Genomic DNA, 25,835 nt, shown 5'->3' on the forward strand with positions numbered 1-25,835 from the left:
TTAAATTTATTTTTTATCAATCTTCCTATACAAGATTGTATTATTTATATATAATTATATTGTAAAGTATAAGTTTAACTTAGATTTTAAACTTGCTTTATATACCTTTATAGTTATTTTTATTTTTAGATACAATATAAAACCAATTAAAATTTAAAATTACTTTTGTTCTGTTGTCATTAATTAGTTAATTATTTACACATTAGGATAACGTTATCATAAGCAAAAGTTTATGTCCTAAAAAAAATACAAGGAGGATTTTCTTATGTCAGAAATTTTATTAGGAACAGGTTTACTTTTATTGGTTCTATGTTGTTTCACAATTTTTAGTTACAAAGCTCCATATGGTATGAAAGCTATGGGAGCTCTTGCAAGTGCTGCTTGTGCTACTTTCTTAGTCGAGGCATTCAATCTTTCTTTACTTGGCGACGTTTTAGGTATGGAATTTTTTAGAAGTGTTGGAGCCGCTAATGGTAGCCTTGGTGGAGTTGCTGCTGCTATACTTGTGCCATTAGCTCTTGGTGTATCTCCAGTTTATGCTGTTTTAATAGGATTATCATGTTTAGATTTTTCTATATTATCTGGATTCGTTGCTGGATACTTTGTTTCTTTCTTAATTAAGTTTATAGAGAAAAAGGTACCACCTGGAGTGGATTTAGTAGTTGTAATCCTTCTATGTGCACCACTATCTCGTCTTATAGCATCAAATGTAGACCCATTAGTTAATAGTACACTACTACAAATCGGACAAGTTTTAATAGAGGCTACTAATATTAGTCCTATAGTAATGGGAATTATATTAGGAGGCTTAATAACAGTAGTTGGTACATCTCCACTTAGTTCAATGGCGCTTACGTCTATAATTGGTCTTACTGGTCTTCCTATGGCAATAGGAGCATTAGGTGCTTTTGGTTCAGCTTTTATGAACTCAACATTATTTGCAAGATTGAAGTTAGGATCTAAAAAAGATATTATATCTGTTGCTATTGAACCATTGACTCAATCAGACATAATTTCGGCAAATCCAATACCTATATATTGTACTAATTTCTTTGGAGGTGCTTTTTCTGGTATCATTGTAGCTTTGATGGGTCTTGTAAATATGACTCCAGGTACAGCTACACCTGTAGCTGGATTTGCTATAATGTTTGCCTATAATCCAGTTAATCAAGTACTCATAACAGCTGGCTTATGTGCCTTATTTAATGTAGCTGCAGGATTTTTAGGCTCGAAAATATTCAGTACTTTTAAAGTTCTTACTGCTGGTGAAATACGTGGTACTGATGTAGAAAAAGAAATTGCTTAAAAATAATAAGATTTATAAATTAATATTTTAAATGATAAAGTTTTATATTGTAGGCAATTTTATTAATTGCAAGCGTTTTATTTTTATATTTATTTATGATTATTATGTGTGTTAAATATTTAGATAGTTTTTTATTTTTTTAATTTACTTTTTATTTAGTTTTTTATTTAGTTGATGTATTAAAAATAAATGTTAGTATAATTTATTACTATTAGATATCATAACTTTTAAGGTACATAAAAAGTTCTATTTAATAATTAGATAATATTAAAAAATAAAAGCGATACATGACCTTTTAAAAAGTCTATGTATCGCTTTGTTGTTATCACAATCTCAACAAAAATTTTAAAATTTATTATTTTAATTATAATCTTTCAATATATAGACTCACATAGACAACTTTAATTCTGTCATATAAATCTTTATTTGAATATTATTATATGTAATGTACTTAGTTTTTAAATGAATGTATAGGAGCTGGAATTCTTCCTCCTCTTTGAGTAAACAGTTCAGATGAATTTTTATTTATAGGCATTACTGGTGCTCGTCCTAAAAGACCTCCAAACTCGACCATATCACCTACATCACACCCTGGTGCTGGTATAATTCTAACTGCTGTAGTCTTATTATTAATCATACCTATTGCTGCTTCATCAGCTATCATAGCTCCAAGTGTACCTGCTGTAGTATCTCCTGGCACAGCTATCATATCAAGACCTACAGAACAAATTGCAGTCATAGCTTCAAGTTTATCTATACTTAAAGCACCCTTAATAACAGCATCAATCATACCTGCATCTTCAGATACTGGTATAAACGCTCCACTGAGTCCTCCAACATGTGAACATGCCATAACTCCACCCTTTTTAACTGCATCATTTAAAAGAGCTAGTGCTGCTGTAGTACCATGAGTACCAACAACTTCAAGTCCCATCTCTTCTAATATATTTGCTACTGAATCTCCAATTGCAGGTGTAGGGGCTAATGATAGGTCTATTATTCCAAATGGAACATCTAGTCTACTAGAAGCTTCTTTCGCTACAAGTTGTCCAACTCTTGTAATTTTAAATGCTGTCTTTTTAACAGTTTCTGCAACAACATCAAATGGCTCTCCTTTTACCTTTTCTAAAGCTCTCTTAACAACACCAGGACCACTTACACCAACATTGATAATTCTATCTGCTTCACCAACACCATGGAATGCTCCTGCCATAAATGGATTATCTTCTACTGCATTACAAAATACTACTAGTTTTGCACAACCAAATCCTTTTGCATCTTTTGTCATTTCTGCAGTTTCTTTTATAATTTCTCCCATTTCTTTTACTGCATCCATATTTATACCACATCGTGTAGAACCTACATTTACTGAAGCACATACCTTATTAGTACTTGCCAAAGCTCTTGGAATTGATTTAATTAATATCTTATCACCTTTTGTATATCCCTTTTGAACCAATGCTGAGAATCCACCAATAAAGTCTATTCCTAAATCCTCTGCTGCTTTATCTAATGTCTGTGCGAATTTCACATAATCTTCTTCATCTGTTGCACCTGCAATAATGGATATTGGAGTTACTGATACTCTTTTATTTACAATTGGAATACCAAATTCACGTTCTATATCCTTACCAGCTTTTACTAAGTCTTTAGCAGAATTCATAATTTTATTATATATTTTTTCTCTCGCTTTATCTCCATCAGGGTCTATACAATCTAGTAATGAAATCCCCATAGTTATAGTTCTTATATCTAACTGTTCTTCATCTATCATCTTGATTGTTTCAAGTATATTTCCTACATTCACTGTTATCACCTCCCCTTACTATTTACTACAGATTATGCATTGAATTAAAGATTTCTTCTCTTTGAATTTTTACATCTACTGATAATTTCTTTCCTCTTTCAATTAAATCTTCAACCGTTTGCTCAAAAGAATTTAATGCTTTTTCTAAATCAACTACCATAATCATTGTAAAATATTCTTGAAGTATTTTTTGTGAAATATCTACTATATTAATATTTTGCTTGTATAGCTCATCACTAATTCCTGCTACTATACCTGGTTTATCCTTTCCAATCACTGTTAAAATTGCTCTCATAATAATATCCTCCCTTATTTTTTTATAAATCTTACATTTTTACAAATTGAACTAGTTGCTAACATATATTTCATTTATTTGTTGGTAAATCACTTTTTATGTATATATTTAATATATTTTAATACCTATATATTCATTTGTCAATTTTTTTTCAATATTCTATTATTTTTATACTATTTAACCAAACTGTATATTATATATCATTTTATTAATAGTTATATATAGTTTTCATAATAATGAAAGGCATTACTTAGTAGCTTTATAATTTACTAAATAATACCTTTTTAAAAATTATTTTTTTATTTGTATGAATTCTATTACATTTTTTCTTACACTTGGATTTACAGCTAATATAGAAACAATCATAGTTGGAGTTAATATACAAAGTAAAAAGAAAATCTCTCTATTTAAATTATATTTTTTAAATATAGATTTAAGATTCTCATTGTCATTTGCTATTTCATCATAATTATTTACTCCTGATTTTTCATTGTTTATTTCTTTATTTCCGTTTACAAAAGCCTCTCCATAAGAGAAATATTGATTATTATTGCTAAATACTGATTTCTGTTTTAAATTACAATTGCTATCATCTTCTATCATTAAATTTTTACTATTAAATTTATTTTTATACTCATAATCATTTTCTTTATCAGCATTTATATCAGTATTTTCTTTATTATTTTGATGATTTTTATTATCGACACCACCAGCACTTGGTCCTATGTTATCTTCTGAATCATTTGGTTTTCCTCCATTAGAATCATTATTTTCATTACTACCATTGTCAGTATTTTCTTTATTTTCATTATTATCTTCTTCTTTATTTTTATTGTTATTACCCTCATTTTCACTACTGCCATCTCTATCTGGGTCATCTCTACCACCACCTCCACGATCACCTCCATCTATAATAACGTCTCGGTCATCTTCTGGTGTCATCTGACCATTGCCTCCACCCATCACAAATCCTGGTTTTAAAAATATATTTGAATATCCGTCCCTTAATCCACCTTCTACATTTACTCTAAAACATCTCAATTTAAAATCTTCAAAATCAAGTATAATTTGGTTACTAATATAATTTAATTCTTTGCTTACCCAATTTATACCATCATCAGAATATTCTACAAATACCTTCTTGGCATTATATGGCATACTGTAATCTAAAATAGCTGAATAACCCTTTTTTGAGTTTATAAAAGATACTTCTAAATCGTTTATAGGTCCTTTATTTGTAACATGAACATATAAAATAGGCGCAACATTATGATTTAGCACTATATTATTTTCATTTAGATATTCTTCTTTAAATTTTCCTTTTATCACGAACTCTGCATTTTTATTTAAATCAGTATAGTAATTTGATAAATCCCAGTCCACATCTAACCTTTTAAACTTTCCACTAGAAGTTTTTAAAGTTACAGTTTGAGGAAATTTTAAATCTTCTATTTTATCTTCTTTTGTTATCATTATTTCCTCTTCAAAGACTCCAATACCTCTGCAATTACACCTTATAATATTATAATCATCATCTTGAGGTATATCTGGCATTATTGTATTTTGCTCTCCTATAATATAGACATTCTTGATCTCTGATACAATTGACCGTCCTTTTTTATTGTTACTTCTTAACCCTAAACTTTGCTGTTTATTATCATCATTGACAATTACTGAAGTATCCTCTATTTCGACTTCTCCCTTAGAATAAATTCCTATAGCATTTTCTCCATCAACTTCAATCGTTTTACAGTCTACTCTAACATTATTTTCCGAATAAATTCCTATAGCGTTTTCTCCACTTGCTTTTATGTTTCCAACCTCACCATAATATGTATCTATAATTAAATCAGCTTCTTCTTCTGCATACAAAGCAGTTCCATTTAAAGCAGTTATATTATCTATCCCTATCCTTAGCTTTCCTCCTCGTTCTACATGAATTACACCGTCTGTTTCACCTTCTCCAATTATATTTAATTCATTCCCATTGATAAAAAAGTTCCCTTTATCTTTTATGAGTATTTTATACTTATTGGTATCTATTGTAATCTTAGTTCCATATGGAATACTAAGTTCAAAATAACCATCTATTACCATATCACAAGAAAGAGTGTAAACTATTTTTTTATTATTATATTCATTTTTCAAAATCCAACTTTTAAAATCATTCAGACAATTATTTTCTTGGGAAAAACTCTTATTTGGAAAAAGTGCAAAAATCATAATTAACGAATTTATAAGAATAAAAGCTTTGTTTGTTTTGCTCATATTTTTCTCCTACTAATTCTCTTATCAAATAAAATTGAGTTATTTTAAACAATTTTACTTATTTTACTATTTAAATTTTATAAATTTATTTATATGCTTTATGATACCAGGATTTACTGCTATTATTGAACATAGCATGCTTAAAACTACAATTCCAATTCCAATGATGATTCCACTATTAAAATTTTGAGTTTTATTCTGTGATTGAGAAGGAGAGTCTAATTTATCATTAAACTTACCTACTTCAGAAGTATCTTCTCGATTTAAGGCATTATCGTCATTAAATGTATTTTGAGGAGATTTATAATTTTCATTATGACTTTCTGTTAATATTTCCTTTAAACTACTTTCAATTTTATTTTTCATGATTAAATCATTGCTTTTAAAGTTTTTGTCTTGATTGTTAATGTTTTTATTTGTTTCATTCTCTGTCTTAATATCTTTTTCATCTGACTTATCTTTTTTTTCATCTTGCTGAAGTTTATTGTCTTTTTCTTCATCATTAGATTCTGTATCTTTATTAGAATCTTCAGGTCTTTGCTTATCAATAGCTTCATTCTCATTATTGTCATTTGTATCTCCAATAATCTCAGAATCTTCTCTATCTGGGTCATCTCTACCGCCACCACCACGGTCTCCATCAATATCATCATTTTCCCGTTCATCATCTGGTGTCTCTTGGCTATCACCACCTCCCATTATAAATCCTGGTTTAAAAACTATATTTGAATACCCTTCTTTTAATCCTCCTTCCACTCTTACTCTAAAACAACGCAGCTTAAAATCTTCAAAGAAAAGTATAGCTTGGTCTCTAATATCCTCCTGTTCTTCAGATATCCAATTTATTCCGTCACTTGAATATTCAACAAAAACTTTACTTGCACTATATGGCATGTCATAATACAAAGCAGCTACATATCCATTTCTTGTATTTTGAAATTCCAATTCCAAATTATCTATTGGTTTTTTCTCTATAACAGATATATTCAAAATAGGAACAACATCATCATTTATTATAATTTTTTCTTTATTTAATGTTTCTGTTTTAAACTTTCCTGTTATACTAAAATTTTCTTCTTTTTTTAGCTTTTCATAATAATCAGTAAAATCCCATTCTACATCTATATCTATTTGATTACTACTAGATGTTTCTAATACCATATCTTTGGGAAATTTTATATTTTCTATTTTATCATCTTTACTTACTTTTATTTCTTCACTAAATACATTAATTCCCCTATGACAACATTTTACAATATTATATCCAGAATCTTCAGATATGGCTGGTATAAACTCATTATAACTATCAATTATATAAATATTTTTACTTTTTGATACAATTGATTTAACAGTTTTATCTGAACTTCTTAATAATCTAGTTTTGTTGTCATTATCATAAGCTCTTACTGATGTACTTTCCAACTCAATATCACCTTTACAATATACTCCTACAGCATTTTTCCCTCTTACCTCTATATCTTTATATGGCACTCTAATGTCATTTTCAGAATAAATTCCTATAGCATTATTTCCATTTGCCCTTATATTTCCAATACTTTCATAGTATGAACTAAATCTTAAATAACCTCCTTCTTCAATATATAAAGCAGTTCCGTTGGTAGCAATTATATTATCTATACCTATATTTAATCTTCCTCCTTTTTCTACATGTATTACTCCATCTTCTCCACCCTCTCCTACTATATTCAATTCATTTTCTTGAATTATAAAATTCCCTTGGTCTTTTATTAAAATTTTATATTTATTAGTATCTATTGTGAGTTTAGCTTCATCTGGAGTGAAAAACCTATATTCTTCATCTATCACCATATCACAAGAAAGAGTGTAGACCATCTCTCCAGTATTGTTTTTATTTTCTTGATACCATATTTTAAAATCTTCAAGGCAATTATCCTCTTGTCCAAAGACTTTATGTGGAAAACTTATAAAACATAAAAATATTATATTTACAAAAATAAATATCTCATACTTTCTCATACTACACCTCTAGAATTTTTTTAGCTTAAAACAGCCTTGTCTAAAAATATACTTTACTCATTATAATTTTTCCACAATTATCAATTATTGTCAATTTATATAAAAACTTTTATTGATTTTTATAAATAAAAAGCTACTTGTTAAAGTAAACAAATATTTTACTTTAACAAGTAGCTATATTTTTATAACAAAATAGTTATGATATTAGAACTTCCTTCATTTACAATTTTTTGTAGAGTCTTTTGCATCTTGACTCTTATTTCCTCTGGCATAGTATACAATTTACTTTGAAGCTGTTCTTTTACTAAATCATGAAGTGACTTCCCAAACATATTTGATTCCCATAAATCTGCTGGTTGCTCTTCAAATACCTCCATAAGATATTTTATCATCTCCTCACCTTGATTTTGATTTCCAACTATAGGAGAAACTTCTGTAGATATATCTGCTTTTATAATGTGAAGTGATGGTGCATTAGCTTTTAACTTAATACCATACTGTTTTCCTTGTTTCATTATTTCTGGTTCTTCCAAGCTAAGTTCTTCTAAAGAAGGGGCTACTACTCCATATCCTTTTATCTTAGCATCTATTAAAGCGCTTTCTATCTTATCATACTCATTTTTAACTTTAGATAGTCTAGTTATCAGGCTAAGTAATTGATAATCCCCTTCAATTTTAAATCCACTTTTTTCTTCAAGGACATTATAGAATAAATCTTGCTTTGTTTGTAAGTCAATGTTTATGACACCTTCCCCTAACTCTACATGGTCAACACCTGTATCATCTAAAAAATCTAACTCAGAGAAACCTTGCATAATTCCTTCTATATCTCTTATTTTACCTATATCTATAATGCTCTGTTTTAATGTTGTTATTATACTACTTTTTATCCAGTGATTTCTCTCAAGACCTTCCACCCATTTAGGTAAGTTTATTCTTATTTCTGTAAGTGGGAAATCATATAGTACAGTTTCCATAACTTCTTCTATATCCTCATCTTCCATTTCAACTATATTCATTGGAAGGACTGGAACTTCATATTTTTCCTCTAATTCATTTCTAAGCAGACTTGTTTCTTCACTTCTAGGACTTAACGTATTTAAAACTACAGCAAATGGTTTTTTAAGATTTTTTAATTCTTGTATAACTCTCTCTTCTGGCTCTACATAGCTTTTTCTATCAATACCAGTAACTGAGCCATCTGTCAAGACAACTATTCCTATTGTAGAATGGTCTTTTATAACTTTTTTAGTCCCTATCTCTGCTGCTTTCTCAAATGTCATAGCTTCTTGTGACCAAGGAGTGGATACTAATCTTTGCTTTCCACCTTCCTCATGACCTAAAGCTCCTTCAACTATGTATCCAACACAATCTACCATTCTCACTTTTAAAGATACTGTGTCTTTTATTTTAATTTCTACACCATCTGCTGGTACAAATTTTGGCTCTACTGTCATTATAGTTTTGCCTGAACCACTTTGAGGTATCTCATCTCTTGTTCTATCTTTTTTGAACTCATTGTCTATATTTGGGATAACCAACTTTTCCATAAACTTTCTTATAAAAGTTGATTTTCCTGTTCTTACAGGCCCCACTACTCCAATATATATATCCCCCTGAGTCCTTTTGGATATATCTTCGTATATGTTATTATTCATATTATTCCTCCTATACATCTAATCTTATTAAATTATATTTAGATTTCGAGGTTAATATTCTTAAAATAGAAAAATAAAGACCAGCAATATTAATTTAGTTTACATATAGAAATTTGCAAATTTCAATGTAAATTAAATTATAATGCTAGCCTAAATAGTAATGTATTATATTAACTAACTTTAGTAGTATTTTCATTTGACTTACTATTCATTTCAATAAGCTCTTTACGTCTTTCTTTAGTCATATTCATCCATATAAATGTAAACACCAATCCAATTATGGCTACTATAGTAAGAACAATGAAGTAGTACTTATATCCAGTTACACCTGGAAATGCATCTAATATCTTTCCTGCTGCTAGAGGACAAAGTACTTCTGGAAGATATCCTAATGTAGCAACTATACCTATAGCAGTTCCTGATATTGATAGTGAATAATTACCTTCTTCAAGTAATGAATAATGTAAACCTTGAATTGCATACATAGATACATATATTGCAACACATCCAATCAATAGTACATAAATCATAGAAGATTTCGTTGGTGTAAAGATTACACCTAAAAGTCCTGCAATCATAAGTATAAATCCATAAGATATAATCTTTGATGAACCAACTTTATCTCCAAGCAATCCAGAAGCAGCTGATGCTACTGGTCTACAGTACTGAGCTAATATTGATATTGCAGATGCAAATACTACAGTAGCTCCAAATGCTTCAGTTGAATACGGCGTAAAATAATAAAATGACATATTAGCTGAATATGAGCAAAACATTATTATTGTTATTATCCATGTATGAGGCATTTTTATTACTGTAAAGAAAGCTTCTTTATCAAATTTGGCTGATACCTCTTTTTCATTATCTTTTAACTTAAAAAATACTAATAATCCAACTATTACATTTATAGCTGAATACAGTACTATAATAGCTGTAAGACCAGATTTATCACTTACTTTTGATGAAATATATCCAAATAATATTAAGACTATAGATAAATGAATTGCATTGGTAATTCCACGACCACTTTCCATAAATCCAAAAGCTTTTCCTTGTTCATTTTCAGATGCTAACATCCTGACAGCTTTTACAAGAGCTGGCCAAAAAGTAAGTATTGTTGTTATTCCCCATAAAGCATGGATTAAAAATACAACAATATATGGAGGATAAAGCGTTAATACAAGACCAGATACCCCTGTAATAATTAAAGAACCTGAAAGTAGTTTTCTGGCTGAAATACGGTCTGCTAAGAAACCACCAAAAAGGTATGATACCATTGCAAGTAGACCATAAATGCTTCCTAAACTCCCCATTTGTGTATTTGTAAGATTAAATGCTTGTGCAAAAGTGTCATAGTAATAATTCTTTAAATATGGTAAAGCATATATAAAGGCTCCTGCTACAAAGAGTATTATCAAGACTTTGAAATTTTTCCAAATGCTTGGTTTATTCACTTCAACTGACATATTTCCTCCTTATGTAAATACTCATAAATTTTTATGACAACTAATTATTGATTTTTTAACATTTCAATATATTATAGATTTATTGATATGTTAAGTTAATTTATCCATAATTTTTAGTGAACTAAAGAGATACGCTTTTAGTTCACTAAAATAATTATATTTTTATTTATAGGAATCTCCAGAATTATTAGATACCTTCTTTTCATAGTTCTTCCATATCATTAAACCTGTTATTATAACAAAAAGACCTCCACCTATCATTTCAATCTCATAGACTATATTATCCTTTAAAGTCTCCATAACTGGTGCTGTTGAGAAAAGTATCCCTACTACAGTCACTACAAGTACCATTCTGGCTATATTGATACAAACTGAATCACTTTTTGCAATTGAGTATGGTCTTTCTTCGTTTGGTCTTGTCTTTCTAAGTCTTATATATGACGTAAAAAGTAATACATATGGAAACAAGGCTGTTAATGCTGTCATAGTTACAAGGACATTATATATATTATCTACTGACGGCAGTAAATTTGTTCCTATAAGAAGTAGACTCACTATTATAGCTTGAATTACTACAGCATTTGATGGTATATTGTGTTTATTTGTAACAGTTAATTGCTTAGGAAATACACCTTCTTTTACATTTCCAAAAAGCATCTTTACTGGACCTGCTATATAAAGTATTAGTGCTCCAAGTACTGATAAAGTTATCCCAAATGCTACTACTCTTATAAACCAGCTTCCTATTCCTAAATCTTGTGCAACTTTAGCTAGCGCATCTAGTATTCCTGTCGATGCTGCAATTTCATCTGGAGGAAGTATCATTGTTATTGCTACTGAACCTAGGATATAGATTCCTCCTATTAAAACAGCTACTGTCAATATAGCTTTAGGGAAGTTTTTCTTAGCATTATCCATTTCGGTTATGAAATTAGCAGTTGTTTCAGCTCCTGATAGTGCAAATATTATAGCAGATATAGAAACTAGTGAATTAGCATCTATCTTTGGTATTATATTTTGGATTGTATATACAGATGCTGATGGAGCTTTTTTGAGAATAACTACAGACATAAATGCCATCACTATAAGTAATATAGCAGGAATTGTAGAACCTAATGCTCCTGTATTTGTAAAGAATTTTCCAAATGCCATTCCACGAGTACTTACTAAGGATAACATCCAGAATATTATGAGTGAAAGCACTAAAATAAACATCTTATTGTTTGATAGAGCTGGATTTCCAAGCATATAAGCAATATTTATAGCTAAGAATGTCAAGAATGAGGAATACCAAAATATCTTTGATGTCCAATTTAACCATGACACCATAAATCCCCACTTCTCTCCATAAGCCTGTTTAACCCATTCTCCAAGTCCACCATCTTTTGGATATGTTGCAGCCAACTCTGCACATATAAGTGATGCTGGAACAAAGAATATAAAAGCAAACAATAACCAAACTGGTATCGAACCAAGACCCAACCCAAAACTAGAGGCAGTAGATTTAGCTATCCATCTAATCCCAAATAATGCTGATATATTCATAAATACTAAATCCCAAAATCCAATCTTCTTTTTCACTGTAATTCCTCCAATTTCAAATTTACTTAAATTCATACATATGTACTAATTTAAATATCAAGTATAAGCTCTTCAACACTTCTTGGATAATTAGTTATAATTGTAGCACTATTTTTACCTACTATTGCTGTATCTGAATGTCTAAATCCTCCAATTCCAGGTATATATATTCCTGGTTCCATAGAAAATACCATTCCTTCTTCTAATATTAATTCATTGTCAAATCTTAAATATGGTTCCTCATGTTCTGATAAACCTAAACCATGACCAATTCTGTGATTTGAATATAACTCTAGACCATGCTTTGCAACAACAGCTCTTGCTGCTTCATCCACCATTCTTGCTGGTATACCAGCTTTTATTGTATCTAATCCAGCTTGTTGAGCTTCTACTGCAATTTTAAATACTTCCTTTTGTCTTTCTGTTGGCTTACCTATAATAAAAGTTCTTTCATTTTCTGCTCTATAGTTTTCATACCAAACCTGTCTACTATGTATTACTATATCTCCTCTTTGAAGTATCCTAGTATTGGAGTCTAAATGTGGTTGTGCTGTTCTATCGATGCCTGAACAAGTCCAGTTTGCAAATCCGATATATGTATCAGGATAATTTTCAGATACATATTTTAGTAAAGCATTATCCCCTGCAACGTCAAATTCCAATTCACTCATCCCAACTCTAACATTTTCCAAAGAACCTTTTATTCCTATATCAGATAAGTAACCAGCTATCTTTAAAAATTCTATCTCTCTTGCATCTTTTACATATCTCATTTCAAATATTTTACTTCCAACATCTTTAATAGCAAATGATTTCTCAGTTATATATTCTGAAAAGCTTGCAGATACTATATCTTTTTCTATCCCAACAGTTATTCCTTTAGGATATCTATTTAAAATTATATCTAAGTAATGTTTATGTGATATTCCATGTTCTTTCATCTCTGGTATTTCATAATATACATATACATTATCAACTTTTGCAACTTCTTTAGCATGTAGCTCCTCTAATCCAGGTACTATTAATTCTATTTTATCTTGAGTTACTACTGTTACAATTGGTCTAGAGTAAGTTATTGCTTTAAATCCACTAATATAAAATTGGTTGTCTGGTTCAAATATTAGGGCAATTTCGATGTTTTTTTCATTCATATACTTTCTTAATCTTTCTAGTCTCATATTATTTGACATAGGGCACCTCTTTCTCAATATTTAGATAATTTATTCAACACAACAAAGATAAACATATTATTTTAAAATTATTAACATTTTTATTAATTGTTGTATTCGTATGTAAATTAAATTTATTTGTGATTATTTTATCATAATCATGATTATTTTGTCAATCATGATTTAATTTTAAAATATTTTTTATATTATTATGATTTTAAATTATCTAAAATATAACAAGTATACATTATATTTTGGGATATTATTCTTGATTTATGGTAAATTTAATGATAAAATCACGATTATATAAACTATATTGATTATTTGTAGGTGAATAAAATGACAAATAAAGAGTTACAAAAGAAAAGGATATTGATGTATTTCATAGAAGCTGCTCAAAACATTATGGAAAATGAAGGAATAGAAAATATTACACTTCGTAAGGTTGCAGATATGGCTGGCTATAACAGTTCAACACTATACAACTACTTTAAAAATTTAGACCATCTAATATCATTTGCATCTATAAAATATTTTAAAGATTATAACTTGAATATTTCGAGGTGTATAGAGAATGTAAATGATGAATATAAGAAATATATAATTATGTGGAAATTATTTTGTAAACATTCTTTTGAAAATGCCCAAGCTTTTTATCAGGTATTTTTTAACTTGTCCAGTGATGAGCTTAGTTATATAACAAAACAATATTATGATATGTTTCCAGAAGATTTAGGTATTCATGACAGTGATATATCTTTAATGATTACAGGAAAAAGTATAAAAGAAAGAAATAAAATACTGTTGAACAATCTTGTAGATACTGGATATATACCAGCTAAAGATTTAGGCATAATCAATGATATAATTATTTCTTTTTATCAAAATCTATTATTCTTAAAAAAGAACACAGGAAAAAATTCTAATGATGATGAATTAACTATGAAAATGATTTCTTCTATTGAATACATAATAAAACATGCTAAGTAATATTAAAATAGCCCTCTTTATATAAAGAGGGCTAAAACACGTCTATTATTTTTTTATTTTATTATGCAATAAATTTATATATCATCACCTAAAACTACTTCTTCCATTTCGTGCTTTTTGCTTCTCATCATTAGCTCTATTCCAACTTCTTTAGGATTTGCACCTTTAGTTATCACAGAATATATAGCATTAGTTATTGGCATATCTATATTCAGCTTTTCAGCAACATCATGTGCTACTTCAGTAGCCGTTATTCCTTCTACAACCATCTTTACTTCTTTTAATGTATCTTCTAAGCTCATACCTTGTCCTATAAGTATACCCGCTCTTCTATTTCTACTATGCATGCTTGTACAAGTAACTATTAAATCTCCAATGCCTGAAAGGCCTGCAAATGTAGACATGTTAGCTCCCATAGCAGTACCAAGTCTACTCATTTCACTAATTCCTCTTGTCATAAGAGCTGCTTTTGCATTGTCACCATACCCTAAACCATCACATATACCAGCACCGAAAGCTATAATATTTTTTAATGCTCCTCCAAGTTCAACTCCAACTATATCTGGATTTGTATAAACTCTAAGTTTAGGGCTCATAAATAAATCCTGTATACTCTGTGCTATTTTTAATTCTTTAGAGGCTACTACTACTGTAGTAGGTATATTTCTTGCTACTTCTTCAGCATGAGATGGACCAGATAGTATTACATATGGATTTTGTGGCAATTCTTCTTCACATACCTGAGACAATCTAAGTCCAGTGCCTTTTTCAAGACCTTTTGCTACATTAACGATAATCTGTCCAGCTTTTACAAAGGGTTTTATTTTTTCACAAGTACTTCTTACTGCTTGAGATGGAACTGCTAAAACTATTACTTTGCAATTTTCTATAGTTTTTTCTATATCAGTACTTATAGTTATATTATGTGGAAATAATACTCCTGGTAAATAGTCTGTATTTTCTTTAGTCCTGTTTATTTTTTTAGCTTGTTCTTCTTTTCGAGTCCACATGCTAACATCATTACCTTTATTTGCAAGGCCTAAAGCTAATGCACTTCCCCAACTTCCAGTACCTAATACACATACTTTCTCCATGTTTAACACCACCTGAGTATAATATATTTACTATTCTTTCTTTTGACCAATTTTTCTTTCTGTCCCATTTAATAATCGCTTTATATTTGCTCTGTGATTATATATTACTGATATGGTTAAAAACAAAGCTACAACTAACCCTGCTTTATTTTTTGCTATAATCATAAATATTGGTGAACAACCTATACCAACAACAGAACCTAATGAGACATATTTTGTTATAATTACCACCAATATAAACACTGCCAAACACATTAATGTTATTGCTGGATTTACAGCAAGCATTGCACCTAGTGAAGTTGCAACACCTTTACCCCCTCTAAATCCTAAAACTGCTGGCCAATTATGACCTGCTACAACACATATAACTGCTAGATATCCAGCTAAAAGAGTATCTATACCAACCAACTTTGCTGCAATTTCCGATATCAAAACAGCAATTACACCTTTAAAAACATCACCTAAAAAAGTCATTGCTCCTGCTCTTTTCCCAAGTGTTCTAAGTACATTTGTCGAGCCTGCATTACCCGAACCTTGAGTCCTTATATCAACCCCAGCAATTCGCTTTGCAACTATATACGAAGTTGATATATTGCCTAATAAGTATGCAATTACAGCAATAATTATATAACTAAATATTTCCACTGAACTTACCCCCTTTAGTTATATTTTAGATATTTACTTTTTATTTTTTTGTCTATACTCAAACTTTATAGAAGTTCCTTCAAATCCAAAGTTTTCTCTTATCTTATTTTCAAGGTATCTTTGATATGAGAAGTGAGTTAAGTTCTTGTCATTTATAAATAAAGTAATTTTAGGAGGTCTAATGTCTGTTTGAGTTCCATAGTAAATTTTTAATCTTCTACCTTTATCAGATGGTGGCTGATTTAACATTACAGCTTCTCCAATTACTTCATTTAATGCTGAAGTTGATATTCTCTTAGAATGCTCATTTGATACATATTCAACTGTGTCTAATATTTTATTCATTCTTTGATTAGTCTTTGCAGAAACAAATACTATTGGAGCATACATCATAAATGGGAATTTTTCTTTTATATCTTTTGTGTAATTACTCATTGTCTTATTATCTTTTTCTATTAAGTCCCATTTATTGACTACAAATATACATCCCTTGCCTTCATCATGTGCTATACCTGCAACTTTTGTATCCTGTTCTGTAACGCCTTCCAAAGCGTCTATAACTATTAACACAACATCTGCTCTATCTACAGCACTCATAGCTCTTATTACGCTGTATTTTTCTATCGTCTCATATATTTTGCTCTTTCTTCTAAGCCCTGCTGTATCTATAAGAAGAAACTTCTGTCCATTTTTTTCAAAATAAGTATCTATTGCATCCCTAGTAGTTCCTGCAATTGGACTTACAATTACTCTTTCTTCTCCTAATATCTTATTAAGTATAGAACTCTTTCCTGCATTTGGCTTACCTGTTATAGCTACTCTTATTATATCTTCTTCATACTCTGTATCTAATCCTGCTGGAAAATTTTGAACTATCTCATCTAATAAGTCTCCAAATCCCATACTATTGGCTCCTGACACTCCAAAAGGAGTTCCAAAACCTAATTCATAAAAATCGTATATATTGTCAAACTGACTTTGACTATCAATTTTATTAACCACTAAAATTACTGGTTTTTTTGTTTTTCTAAGTATCTGAGCAATTTCTTTATCAGCAGCTGTTATTCCAGCCTTGCCATCAACTATAAAAAGTATTACATGTGACATATCCATTGCAAGCATAGCTTGATTTCTCATTTGAGATAATATTATATCTTCGCTATCAGGCTCAATACCTCCTGTATCTACTAATGTAAAATATTTATCTAACCATTCTACTTCTGCAAATATTCTATCTCTTGTAACTCCTGGTGTATCTTCAACTATTGATATCCTTTTTCCTGCAAATTTATTAAATATTGTAGACTTACCAACATTTGGTCTCCCAACTACAGCTACAACTGGCCTACTTATACTCATGTTGTTTCTCCTTCCATCTTTTGTTTTCTATTTTAAAATTTTATCCACAAAATCTTTTCCTTCATTTAAACATGGGATAATTTTTATTTTCATAAGTTCTTCTAACTGATTTAGTTCAATATTATCTAAGAAAATTTCTTCATCTGCTTTTAACATACTTCTTGTTATATAAAGAGCTTCTCCCAATTCCTTATGCTCAAGTTGCTCTTTTAAATCTTTAGCTGTTAAAAGGCCTGATACTGTTATTGTTTCTCCAAAAAACTTGTTTTTTATTTCATAAACATCTATTTGAAGATTTTTAAACTTGTCCATCATAGCATCTGCCATACTTTGTATAAATTCATATGCAGAATGTCCAGTAGCTATTGATACCTTTTTATCTTTTTTGAGAATATTCTCAGACAATGTGTTTAGATACTCTTCAATATCTGTTTTTAACTTACGTATCATACCTACACCATCTTCAAACTGTAAAAATCCTTCATACTCTTCATATCCAGGCAATTCTCTACTAGATAATATATAAAATTCATCTGATAAAAATGCAAATCGAGTTCCTATTTTCTCAAGATATATCTGTTGTATTTCATGTATTTGCTCTATAGTTTTACTTGCACCCTTATTATCAAATATATTTAATTCTACTAAATTTTCTCTATGCTTTGTAATTCCAACTGGAACTATAGCAACACTATTTACATATGGATAAAGTTGAGCTAATTCTTTTATTGTTCTATCCAATTCCTTTCCATCATTTATACCTGGACATAAAACAATTTGACAGTTCATCTCTATATGAGCATCTGCCAATCTCTTCATTATACCATATAATTTTCCTGCAAATTTATTACTTATCATTTTTTGTCTTAATTCTGGATTAGTTGTGTGCACAGATATATTTATAGGACTTATTCTGTATTTAATTATATTATTTATATCTTCTTCGCTCATATTTGTAAGTGTAACAAAATTTCCTTGTAAAAAAGACAATCTTGAGTCATCATCTTTAAAATAAAGTGTTTCTCTCATTCCTTCTGGCAATTGGTCTATAAAACAAAACATACATTTATTTCTACAACTTTTAGCTTGGTCAATTATTGGATTTGTAAATTCAACACCCAAATCTTCATCATAGTCTTTTTCTATCTCATATATGTAGACTTCGCCATCTTTTTTTTGTATCTCTACCTCTAAATACTCATCACTTAGTAAGAATCTATACTCTATTATATCATGTATTGGCTGTTCATTTACAGATATAAGTAAATCTCCTACTTCTATACCTATTTCTTCTGCAATACTATCTTTGTAAACTTTACTTATAATATTATTTATTTTTTTTACATTTACTTCCATTTTTTTCACCACTCTTTTATATTCATCAATATTTATTATAATATATTTTCATATACAGTTTATTACTTTATTATATTTTACAATAGCATTTTTAAACATTTCATGTCATAATAACACATTTTAATTCTAATAGTCAATATAAGTAAATAGCTATAAAAAGATTAAAACAAATAATATTCAAATTTAAATATTTTATAAATTTGAACATTATTTGCTCTTAAAAGTATCTTATCGTTTTAATGCTTTACTATTATTAATGTTCCATTAGTCATATCGTGAACCATTCCACCTACACACTTTGACATGAGCATCGCCTTATTTTGCAAGTCTTTTTCATCATTTGCATAAAATATTGGACAACCTCCACCATTTCTCATATTTTTATCTAGTGTAACTATTGCTAGGGTATATTCATTTAGACCTATATCCATTCCCATTTTATGCACTTCCTTTCTTTCCTATTTTATAGTTTTTCAGTGATAAGTTTTTACCTTTAGAACTTGAAAGTATTGGACATGATTTTACAGCTTCCATTACCTTTTCAACATTCCTATCTATTGGTAAATAAGCAATCATTATACTTTCATCATCTTTATTTCGTCTAGGTAATGGTACAAATGCAGGTTCTTCATAATCTCCATATAAACCTAATCTTGAATATATATTGTACACTATAGCTTGTCTTTGACCCGAATCAAATAATATTCCTGCATTAGCATAATCTCTATTTTTAGGAATTATTTGTATTCCTACACCTCTATTAATATATACTTCTCTATCACTTTTTAGACCTATATTTGTTATTCCTTTTAAATCTCCCACCTTCAATATAGATTCATTTACGAAGCTAATATCAGCAGGCATTACATCAGCTATATCTCCAATACTTTTTCTAGTAAGAAGTTTTTTAAGTATGAAAGCTAATAATAAACCACAAATTGAACTTATTATCAAACTCATACCTTCACTTATTTTAGTTTCTTCAATAATTACATAATATAATCCTATTGTTAAAAAAGATGTAACTATGCACATATAATTTCTTACTTCATAAGTTCTAGCTATCTCTTCTATAAATGCAGCTCCTCTTTTTACAAGTTGAACTTCTTCTAAGTTTTGTAATGTATTCCTTCTATTTGCTCTTACTTGTCTAAACTGTTCTGCTGCCAAAGATAAAAATGTTATCGATGTATAAGAACGATTTATAAGAGCTGGAACTAGTAATGCTCCTAATGCCGAAGCAACAAAGGCTAATATGAGCTGAGATAGTAAAACATTTGGTTGTGTAGGGTACTGTTTTTGGTCTAAATTCAACATTATAACTCTTGATGTTATACCAATAATAACTGCAACAAAAAATACTCTATCCATTAAATCACTCCTAAAATATCTAATATAAAATGTTCACTTATAAATCTACAAAGTCTTTCTAGAAAAATCACTCTGTTTTCCTTTTGATGTCTCTATGATAGGAGTACTTTTTACTACATCTATCATTACATCTATATCCTTGATTATTGGTATATATGGTATAACCACAGTGCTTTTTTCTAAGTTAGTTTTAGATATAGCTACAATATCAACCTCATCTACATCTTTATCTATACCCATATGAATAAATAGATTATGTATTATAGCTTGTCTTTGTCCTATATCATTTACTATCCCAAATGCACCCAAATCTCTTGGTATAATTTCTATAGCTAAACATTCATTTTTATATTTTTCTCTTGTATTCTCTAAACCTATATTGGTTATTATTACACCATTTACTTTTAAAATAGGCCCTTCAAAACTTACTTCAGCAGGAACTATATCTGCTATATCTGCTATACTATTTCGTCTTAGAAACCTTCTAAAAATTAAACCAACCAAAGCTCCTGCTATAACAGCTAGTATTGTACAATAAATAAAGCTAAGGTCATATCGTTTTGAAACAGTAATATAAACTATAGAAGATACTAATGCAGAAAAAAGACTGATATAACTTCTAGATTCATACGTAGATGCTATTTCTTCTACATAAGCATCTCCCTTTGGTACTAATTCTTCATTGTCTATATTTTTTAATGTTATTCTTTCCTGCTCTGCAAGACCTTGAAATTGTTGTATCGCTACTGCAAAAAATGTTAATGCTGCAAACTCCTTATCTATAAGTGCAGGTAATGCTATTGCACCCAATGAAGCTGAAAGCCCTGATATTATTATTTGCTCTAAATAATCTTGTGGTCTCGATGGGTATTGCTTGTCTGTAACTCTTAAAACTAATCCTCTACATAATATTCCTATAATTACTGCTACTATAAAAGAGTGTCTAAATAAATTGGCACCTAATAAGCTTTCTTCCATTTTCTCAGCTCCTTCTCTTATATAGTTTGTGCAAAAAACAAAAAAAATTTCCTTCTATTTAAGGAAATTTTTTTGTAGGATTGTAACAATAAATTCGCTACCAATACCAAGTTCACTTTTTACTTTTATACATCCATTTAATGATTTGACTATATGCTTCGTTATAGCCAATCCTAAACCCGTTCCTCCTACATCTCTACTTCTTGCTTTATCTACTCTATAGAAGCGTTCAAAGATACGTTCTACATCTTCTTTTGGTATTCCAACACCATTATCTATAACTTTGATTATTATTTTTTCTTCATCTTTTAAAACTACCACTTGTACAATACCATTATCTTGAGTATATTTTATAGCATTATCAACTAAATTTAAAAATACTTGTTTGATATAATCTCTATTAGAAAGTATGTTTATTGATTTATCATCACATTTATATAAAACTTCTATGTTTTTTTCACTAGCTGAACGTTGAGTTATTTCATATACTTCTCTAAATACATCGTATATTACAACATCTTCCATTAGAAGAGTGTCTTTATTTTCTACAAATGATAATAATAATATGTCGTCAATCAATCTTTTTAATCTGTCTGATTCACTTTCTATTATTTCCAAAAACCTATTTCTAGTGTTTGCATCTATATTTTCATTGGATTTTAACGTTTCAACAAATCCACTTATAGATGTAAGTGGTGTTTTAAGTTCATGACTTACATTAGCAACAAAATCACTTCTCATATTTTCAAGCTTCACTTTTTTAGTAATATCTTCTATGTTTACTATTGAGCCAATTATTACATTATTGGTATTTTGAAGATAAACTGGATCCACTTTTATTTTGTATACTATATCATCTTTAGTAGTAATCTTTGCAGTTTCATTTTCTTTAGAACCTATAAATTGAAGTATCTGCTTTAATATTTCTTCTTCTTTTATTACAGCATTGATATTATGTCCTTCAACTAGTTTGTTTGGTTCACTCTTTATCATTTCTTTAGCTTCATCATTTATCAATAATATGTTTCCATTTACATCTATAGCTAAAATTCCATGAGATATACTCTTTAATATAGACCTTAATTGTAAATGTTTATATTGTACTTCTTCCAATGTATCATCCATATTTTTTATCATATGATTAAAATTTCTGGCTAATTCGCCTAATTCGCCTTTAGCTGATATATTCAACCTAGCATGAAATTCCTTGTTACTTACTTTTTTTGAAACGTATATAAACTCTTTTAAATATTTTCTCAGTGTTACTGTATATCTTACAGACAATATTACAATGGCTATAGACAACATAACAATAAAAAAATATATGCTATTTAATTCTTCCACAAGATAACACTCCTAAAATATAACTTTTTCTAATCTATTTTGTATCCTACACCTCTTATAGTTTCTATATATTTTTCTGATTTATCTTCATCTTCTATTTTTTTTCTTAAATATCTTATATGGACATCTACTGTTCTAGTTTCTCCATAGTATTCATAGCCCCATATTTTATCTAAAAGATAGTTTCTTGAAAGTACTTTACCTTTATTCTGAATTAATAATTTTAACAGTTCAAACTCTTTAAGTGTTAACTCTATCTTTTCAGAACCTTTAGTAACTTCATGTTTTGATAAATCTAGTTTTAAATTACCTGTGGTAAGTATATTATTTTCTTCGCCTGTACTAGTTAAGTTATATCTTCTTAAAACAGAGCTAACCCTAGCTAACAATTCTTTTATACTAAATGGCTTGGTTATATAATCATCAGCACCTACTTCAAGCCCTTCAACCTTGTCATTTTCCATATTTTTAGCAGTAAGCATTATAACAGGAATATTTTTCAAGTCTTTATCACTTCTTATTTTTCTCAATACTTCTATTCCACTTATATTTGGTAGCATCCAATCTAAAAGTATTAAATCTGGTTTAACTTCCTTAGCTTTTATAAATCCATCAAATCCATCATATGAATAACTAACTTCGTAGTTTGACACCTCCAAATTGAATTTTAATAGCTCAACTATATGCATTTCATCGTCTATAACAAGCACTTTAGTATTCATTAAAAAGCTCCTCTCTATTTTATCTGTAGTACCGTTCCTATTCGCTCTGATGCCTTATTATGTTTTCTATAAGAGTGGAATTCATCTGCTCTACAACTAGTGCATAGATTTAAATTTATTATATTTTCTTTTTTGACTCCACTACATCTCAGCATATACTCATTAATTTTCCATAAATCTAAATAGTAACTTCCCTCTTTTATTATATAGAACTTTTCATCATTATTTGTAAGAATTGTGTTAAATTTTTCTACTAACTCCTCAGAAACTTCATAACAACAAGGTCCAATTGATGGTCCAATTATACATATCAAATCTTCAGGAGCTGTTTTATAAGTCTCAGACATCAATTTTATTGTTTTGTGACCTATATTACTAAAAGTACCTTTCCAGCCAGCATGTGCCAGTCCTATGGCTTTATTTTTAGCATCTATAATTGATATAGGTACGCAATCTGCTGTAAACAATAAAAGTGGTACTTTCTCTAAGTTTGTTATAAGTGCATCTCCTTCTATTTTTTGTCCTATATTCTCTCTACTAACTATGTTAACTATGTCTGAATGTATTTGAGAATTACTAGTTAAATTTTCAAACATTAAATCGCATTCCTTGCAAACCCTTAACATGTCTTCTTTACTTTTTGCATCTATATTTTTACAAGTTATAACTAGATTTATAGAATTTAATTTTTCATCAATTTCTTTACAATTGCTACTTAAGTTAACATACTCTTTAATATCTTCTACACTTTTTAGATTTATATAATCTTTCATCATTTGTCTCCTTTTTCTATTAGTATACTTTTAAGTTCATTTACAAAAGTATTTATATCTTTAAATTGTCTATACACAGAAGCAAATCTTACATAGGCAACTTCATCTAAATCTTTCAATTTATCCATTACCATTTCACCAATTCTTTTGGTTTCGATTTCTTCTATAAAGCATTTATTTATTTCATTTTCAATATGTACAACTATATTCTCAATATCTTCAACAGATACAGGTCTTTTTTCACATGCCTTTAATAGTCCATATTTTATTTTTTCTCTATCAAAATACTCTCTACTATTATCTTTTTTAATAACCATTAAAGGAGTAGTTTCTATTTTTTCATAAGTAGTAAATCTCTTTTTACATAATTCACATTCACGTCTTCTTCTAATAGATTTTAAATCTGTATGTCTAGAATCTATTACCTTTGATTCTTTATAATTGCAATAAGGACATTGCATCTGTATTCCTCCTTTGTTTAGCTATATATCAAATTCATCTAAGCTTAATTCTGAACCTATATTTACTATTATTGTATCACAACCTATTTTAAGTATATCATTCCAAAATATAACTTCTTCATCCCCTCCTCTTGAAAAAAAACTTCTACTTCCATCTCCAAAAATGGTAAATGAGACTACTTTTCCCTCATGAATATCCATATCTATGTCGATTATGAAACCCATCCTTTTTCCATTTTTTACATTTATAATTTCTTTTTCCATTATATCAGAAACTCTAATCATATTATACTCACCCTTCCTTTAAAAATAAATATGTATTTGGATAAAAAAAAATGACCTATATAGGTCATTTAAATTTAAAATTATGTTTACATTCCATGGATTACTTATACATACTTTCTCATATTTTTTAAAGCATTTTTTTCAATTCTTGATACTTGTGCTTGAGATATACCGATTTCATCAGCAACTTCTATCTGAGTTCTTCCTTTGTAAAATCTTAAATCTAATACCAACTTTTCTCTACTATTTAATTTTTTAATAGCTTCCTTAAGTGATATTTCTTGCAACCAGTTTTCATCAGTATCTTTTTTGTCTTGAACCTGATCCATTACAAATATGGCATCTCCATTATCTTGATATACTGGGTCAAATAAAGATATTGGATCTTGTATAGCATCAAGTGCCATTACAACTGACTCTACTTCTAATTCTAATTCCTTTGCTATTTCTGATACTGTTGGTTCTTTTGAATTTGTTCTAATTAATCTTTCTCTAACTTGTAGTGCCTTATATGCTATATCTTTTAATGATCTACTAACTCTGATTGGATTATTGTCTCTTAAGTATCTTCTAATTTCTCCTATAATCATAGGAACAGCATAAGTTGAAAATCTGACATTTTGACTTAAATCAAAATTATCTATAGCTTTTATAAGACCAATACAACCTATTTGAAATAAATCGTCTATATTTTCTCCTCTGTTGTTAAATTTTTTTATTACACTCAAGACTAACCTTAAATTTCCTCTTACAAATTGTTGTCTGGCTTCTTCATCACCACTTTTTATTTGTAATAAAAGTTCCTTCATTTGCTTATTTTTAAGAACTGGAAGTTCAGATGTATTAACACCACATATTTCAACCTTATTAACTTGCATACATTTCAGTCCTCTCTCAAAAAGTATTCAT

The 25,835-nt window shown here is 29.0% G+C and carries 23 protein-coding genes; 2 read left to right on the plus strand and 21 right to left on the minus strand.

The features are described 5' to 3' along the window. The first annotated feature begins 265 nt into the window (after nucleotides 1–265). Nucleotides 266–1,306, plus strand: a complete 1,041-nt coding sequence (locus tag IC758_RS14235) for a PTS sugar transporter subunit IIC (protein ID WP_227432442.1) — start codon at nucleotides 266–268, stop codon at nucleotides 1,304–1,306. 451 nt (nucleotides 1,307–1,757) lie between these two features. Here IC758_RS14235 and IC758_RS14240 read toward each other — a convergent pair whose 3' ends face one another. The 8 genes from IC758_RS14240 to IC758_RS14275 all read right to left on the minus strand — a co-directional run bounded on the left by IC758_RS14240 (nucleotide 1,758) and on the right by IC758_RS14275 (nucleotide 13,569). Next, complete coding sequence (locus IC758_RS14240) at nucleotides 1,758–3,080, minus strand: PFL family protein (RefSeq protein WP_413927712.1); 1,323 nt, start codon at nucleotides 3,078–3,080, stop codon at nucleotides 1,758–1,760. Between the two features lie 58 nt (nucleotides 3,081–3,138). Next, a complete protein-coding gene (locus tag IC758_RS14245) occupies nucleotides 3,139–3,408 on the minus strand; it encodes an ACT domain-containing protein (RefSeq protein ID WP_227432440.1) in 270 nt (89 codons plus the stop codon). Nucleotides 3,409–3,699: 291 nt separating this feature from the next. Continuing rightward, a complete protein-coding gene (locus IC758_RS14250; protein WP_227860544.1) occupies nucleotides 3,700–5,676 on the minus strand; it encodes an Ig-like domain-containing protein in 1,977 nt (658 codons plus the stop codon). A 66-nt stretch (nucleotides 5,677–5,742) separates the two neighbouring features. Then, nucleotides 5,743–7,674, minus strand: a complete 1,932-nt coding sequence (locus IC758_RS14255; protein WP_227860545.1) for a hypothetical protein — start codon at nucleotides 7,672–7,674, stop codon at nucleotides 5,743–5,745. Nucleotides 7,675–7,856: 182 nt separating this feature from the next. Further along, nucleotides 7,857–9,332, minus strand: a complete 1,476-nt coding sequence (gene spoIVA / locus IC758_RS14260; RefSeq protein ID WP_227432437.1) for a stage IV sporulation protein A — start codon at nucleotides 9,330–9,332, stop codon at nucleotides 7,857–7,859. A 170-nt stretch (nucleotides 9,333–9,502) separates the two neighbouring features. Continuing rightward, nucleotides 9,503–10,798 (minus strand): MFS transporter, encoded by a 1,296-nt coding sequence (locus IC758_RS14265; RefSeq protein ID WP_227432436.1) that lies wholly within the window; start codon nucleotides 10,796–10,798, stop codon nucleotides 9,503–9,505. A gap of 162 nt (nucleotides 10,799–10,960) precedes the next feature. Then, nucleotides 10,961–12,415, minus strand: a complete 1,455-nt coding sequence (locus IC758_RS14270) for an amino acid permease (RefSeq protein WP_255612845.1) — start codon at nucleotides 12,413–12,415, stop codon at nucleotides 10,961–10,963. A 14-nt stretch (nucleotides 12,416–12,429) separates the two neighbouring features. Further along, nucleotides 12,430–13,569 carry a M24 family metallopeptidase gene (locus IC758_RS14275; RefSeq protein WP_227432434.1) on the minus strand — a complete coding sequence of 380 codons (1,140 nt, stop codon included), beginning with the start codon at nucleotides 13,567–13,569 and terminating at the stop codon, nucleotides 12,430–12,432. A gap of 318 nt (nucleotides 13,570–13,887) precedes the next feature. Between IC758_RS14275 and IC758_RS14280 the strand changes: the two genes are divergently transcribed. Then, the gene (locus tag IC758_RS14280; RefSeq protein ID WP_227432433.1) at nucleotides 13,888–14,538 is read left to right on the plus strand and encodes a TetR/AcrR family transcriptional regulator; all 651 of its coding nucleotides are present in this window, start codon (nucleotides 13,888–13,890) and stop codon (nucleotides 14,536–14,538) included. Nucleotides 14,539–14,612: 74 nt separating this feature from the next. Here the strand turns inward: IC758_RS14280 and IC758_RS14285 are convergent, their stop codons facing one another. From IC758_RS14285 to sigG, 13 genes are all read right to left on the minus strand, one after another. Continuing rightward, nucleotides 14,613–15,632 (minus strand): NAD(P)H-dependent glycerol-3-phosphate dehydrogenase, encoded by a 1,020-nt coding sequence (locus tag IC758_RS14285; RefSeq protein WP_227432432.1) that lies wholly within the window; start codon nucleotides 15,630–15,632, stop codon nucleotides 14,613–14,615. Nucleotides 15,633–15,662: 30 nt separating this feature from the next. Further along, a complete protein-coding gene (gene plsY / locus IC758_RS14290; protein ID WP_227432431.1) occupies nucleotides 15,663–16,277 on the minus strand; it encodes a glycerol-3-phosphate 1-O-acyltransferase PlsY in 615 nt (204 codons plus the stop codon). 33 nt (nucleotides 16,278–16,310) lie between these two features. Beyond that, nucleotides 16,311–17,636 (minus strand): ribosome biogenesis GTPase Der, encoded by a 1,326-nt coding sequence (gene der / locus IC758_RS14295; protein ID WP_255612844.1) that lies wholly within the window; start codon nucleotides 17,634–17,636, stop codon nucleotides 16,311–16,313. A 27-nt stretch (nucleotides 17,637–17,663) separates the two neighbouring features. Further along, complete coding sequence (locus IC758_RS14300; protein ID WP_227432430.1) at nucleotides 17,664–18,992, minus strand: DUF512 domain-containing protein; 1,329 nt, start codon at nucleotides 18,990–18,992, stop codon at nucleotides 17,664–17,666. Nucleotides 18,993–19,228: 236 nt separating this feature from the next. Then, nucleotides 19,229–19,429: a capping complex subunit for YIEGIA gene (locus IC758_RS14305; RefSeq protein ID WP_227432429.1), complete on the minus strand. Its 201-nt coding sequence runs from the start codon at nucleotides 19,427–19,429 to the stop codon at nucleotides 19,229–19,231. A gap of 1 nt (nucleotide 19,430) precedes the next feature. Continuing rightward, nucleotides 19,431–20,363, minus strand: a complete 933-nt coding sequence (locus tag IC758_RS14310) for a YIEGIA family protein (RefSeq protein ID WP_227432428.1) — start codon at nucleotides 20,361–20,363, stop codon at nucleotides 19,431–19,433. A gap of 45 nt (nucleotides 20,364–20,408) precedes the next feature. After that, nucleotides 20,409–21,341, minus strand: a complete 933-nt coding sequence (locus tag IC758_RS14315; RefSeq protein WP_227432427.1) for a YIEGIA family protein — start codon at nucleotides 21,339–21,341, stop codon at nucleotides 20,409–20,411. 54 nt (nucleotides 21,342–21,395) lie between these two features. Beyond that, nucleotides 21,396–22,685, minus strand: coding sequence for a HAMP domain-containing sensor histidine kinase (locus tag IC758_RS14320; protein WP_227432426.1), 1,290 nt, complete (start codon nucleotides 22,683–22,685; stop codon nucleotides 21,396–21,398). 29 nt (nucleotides 22,686–22,714) lie between these two features. Beyond that, on the minus strand, nucleotides 22,715–23,407 hold the full coding sequence (locus IC758_RS14325; RefSeq protein WP_227432425.1) for a winged helix-turn-helix domain-containing protein: 693 nt from the start codon (nucleotides 23,405–23,407) through the stop codon (nucleotides 22,715–22,717). Between the two features lie 14 nt (nucleotides 23,408–23,421). Further along, a complete protein-coding gene (gene pgeF / locus IC758_RS14330) occupies nucleotides 23,422–24,183 on the minus strand; it encodes a peptidoglycan editing factor PgeF (protein WP_413927340.1) in 762 nt (253 codons plus the stop codon). Beyond that, entirely contained in the window at nucleotides 24,180–24,641 is a 462-nt protein-coding gene (nrdR, locus tag IC758_RS14335; protein ID WP_227432423.1) for a transcriptional regulator NrdR, read from the minus strand. The genes pgeF and nrdR overlap by 4 nt, the downstream gene beginning before the upstream one ends. Before the next feature lie 21 nt (nucleotides 24,642–24,662). Continuing rightward, the gene (locus IC758_RS14340) at nucleotides 24,663–24,926 is read right to left on the minus strand and encodes a YlmC/YmxH family sporulation protein (RefSeq protein WP_227432422.1); all 264 of its coding nucleotides are present in this window, start codon (nucleotides 24,924–24,926) and stop codon (nucleotides 24,663–24,665) included. A 104-nt stretch (nucleotides 24,927–25,030) separates the two neighbouring features. Beyond that, nucleotides 25,031–25,804, minus strand: coding sequence for an RNA polymerase sporulation sigma factor SigG (gene sigG, locus IC758_RS14345; protein WP_169468424.1), 774 nt, complete (start codon nucleotides 25,802–25,804; stop codon nucleotides 25,031–25,033). Nucleotides 25,805–25,835 lie beyond the last annotated feature (31 nt).

It is taken from the genome of Clostridioides sp. ES-W-0016-02 (assembly GCF_020641035.1).
Taxonomy (GTDB): Bacteria; Bacillota; Clostridia; order Peptostreptococcales; family Peptostreptococcaceae; genus Clostridioides.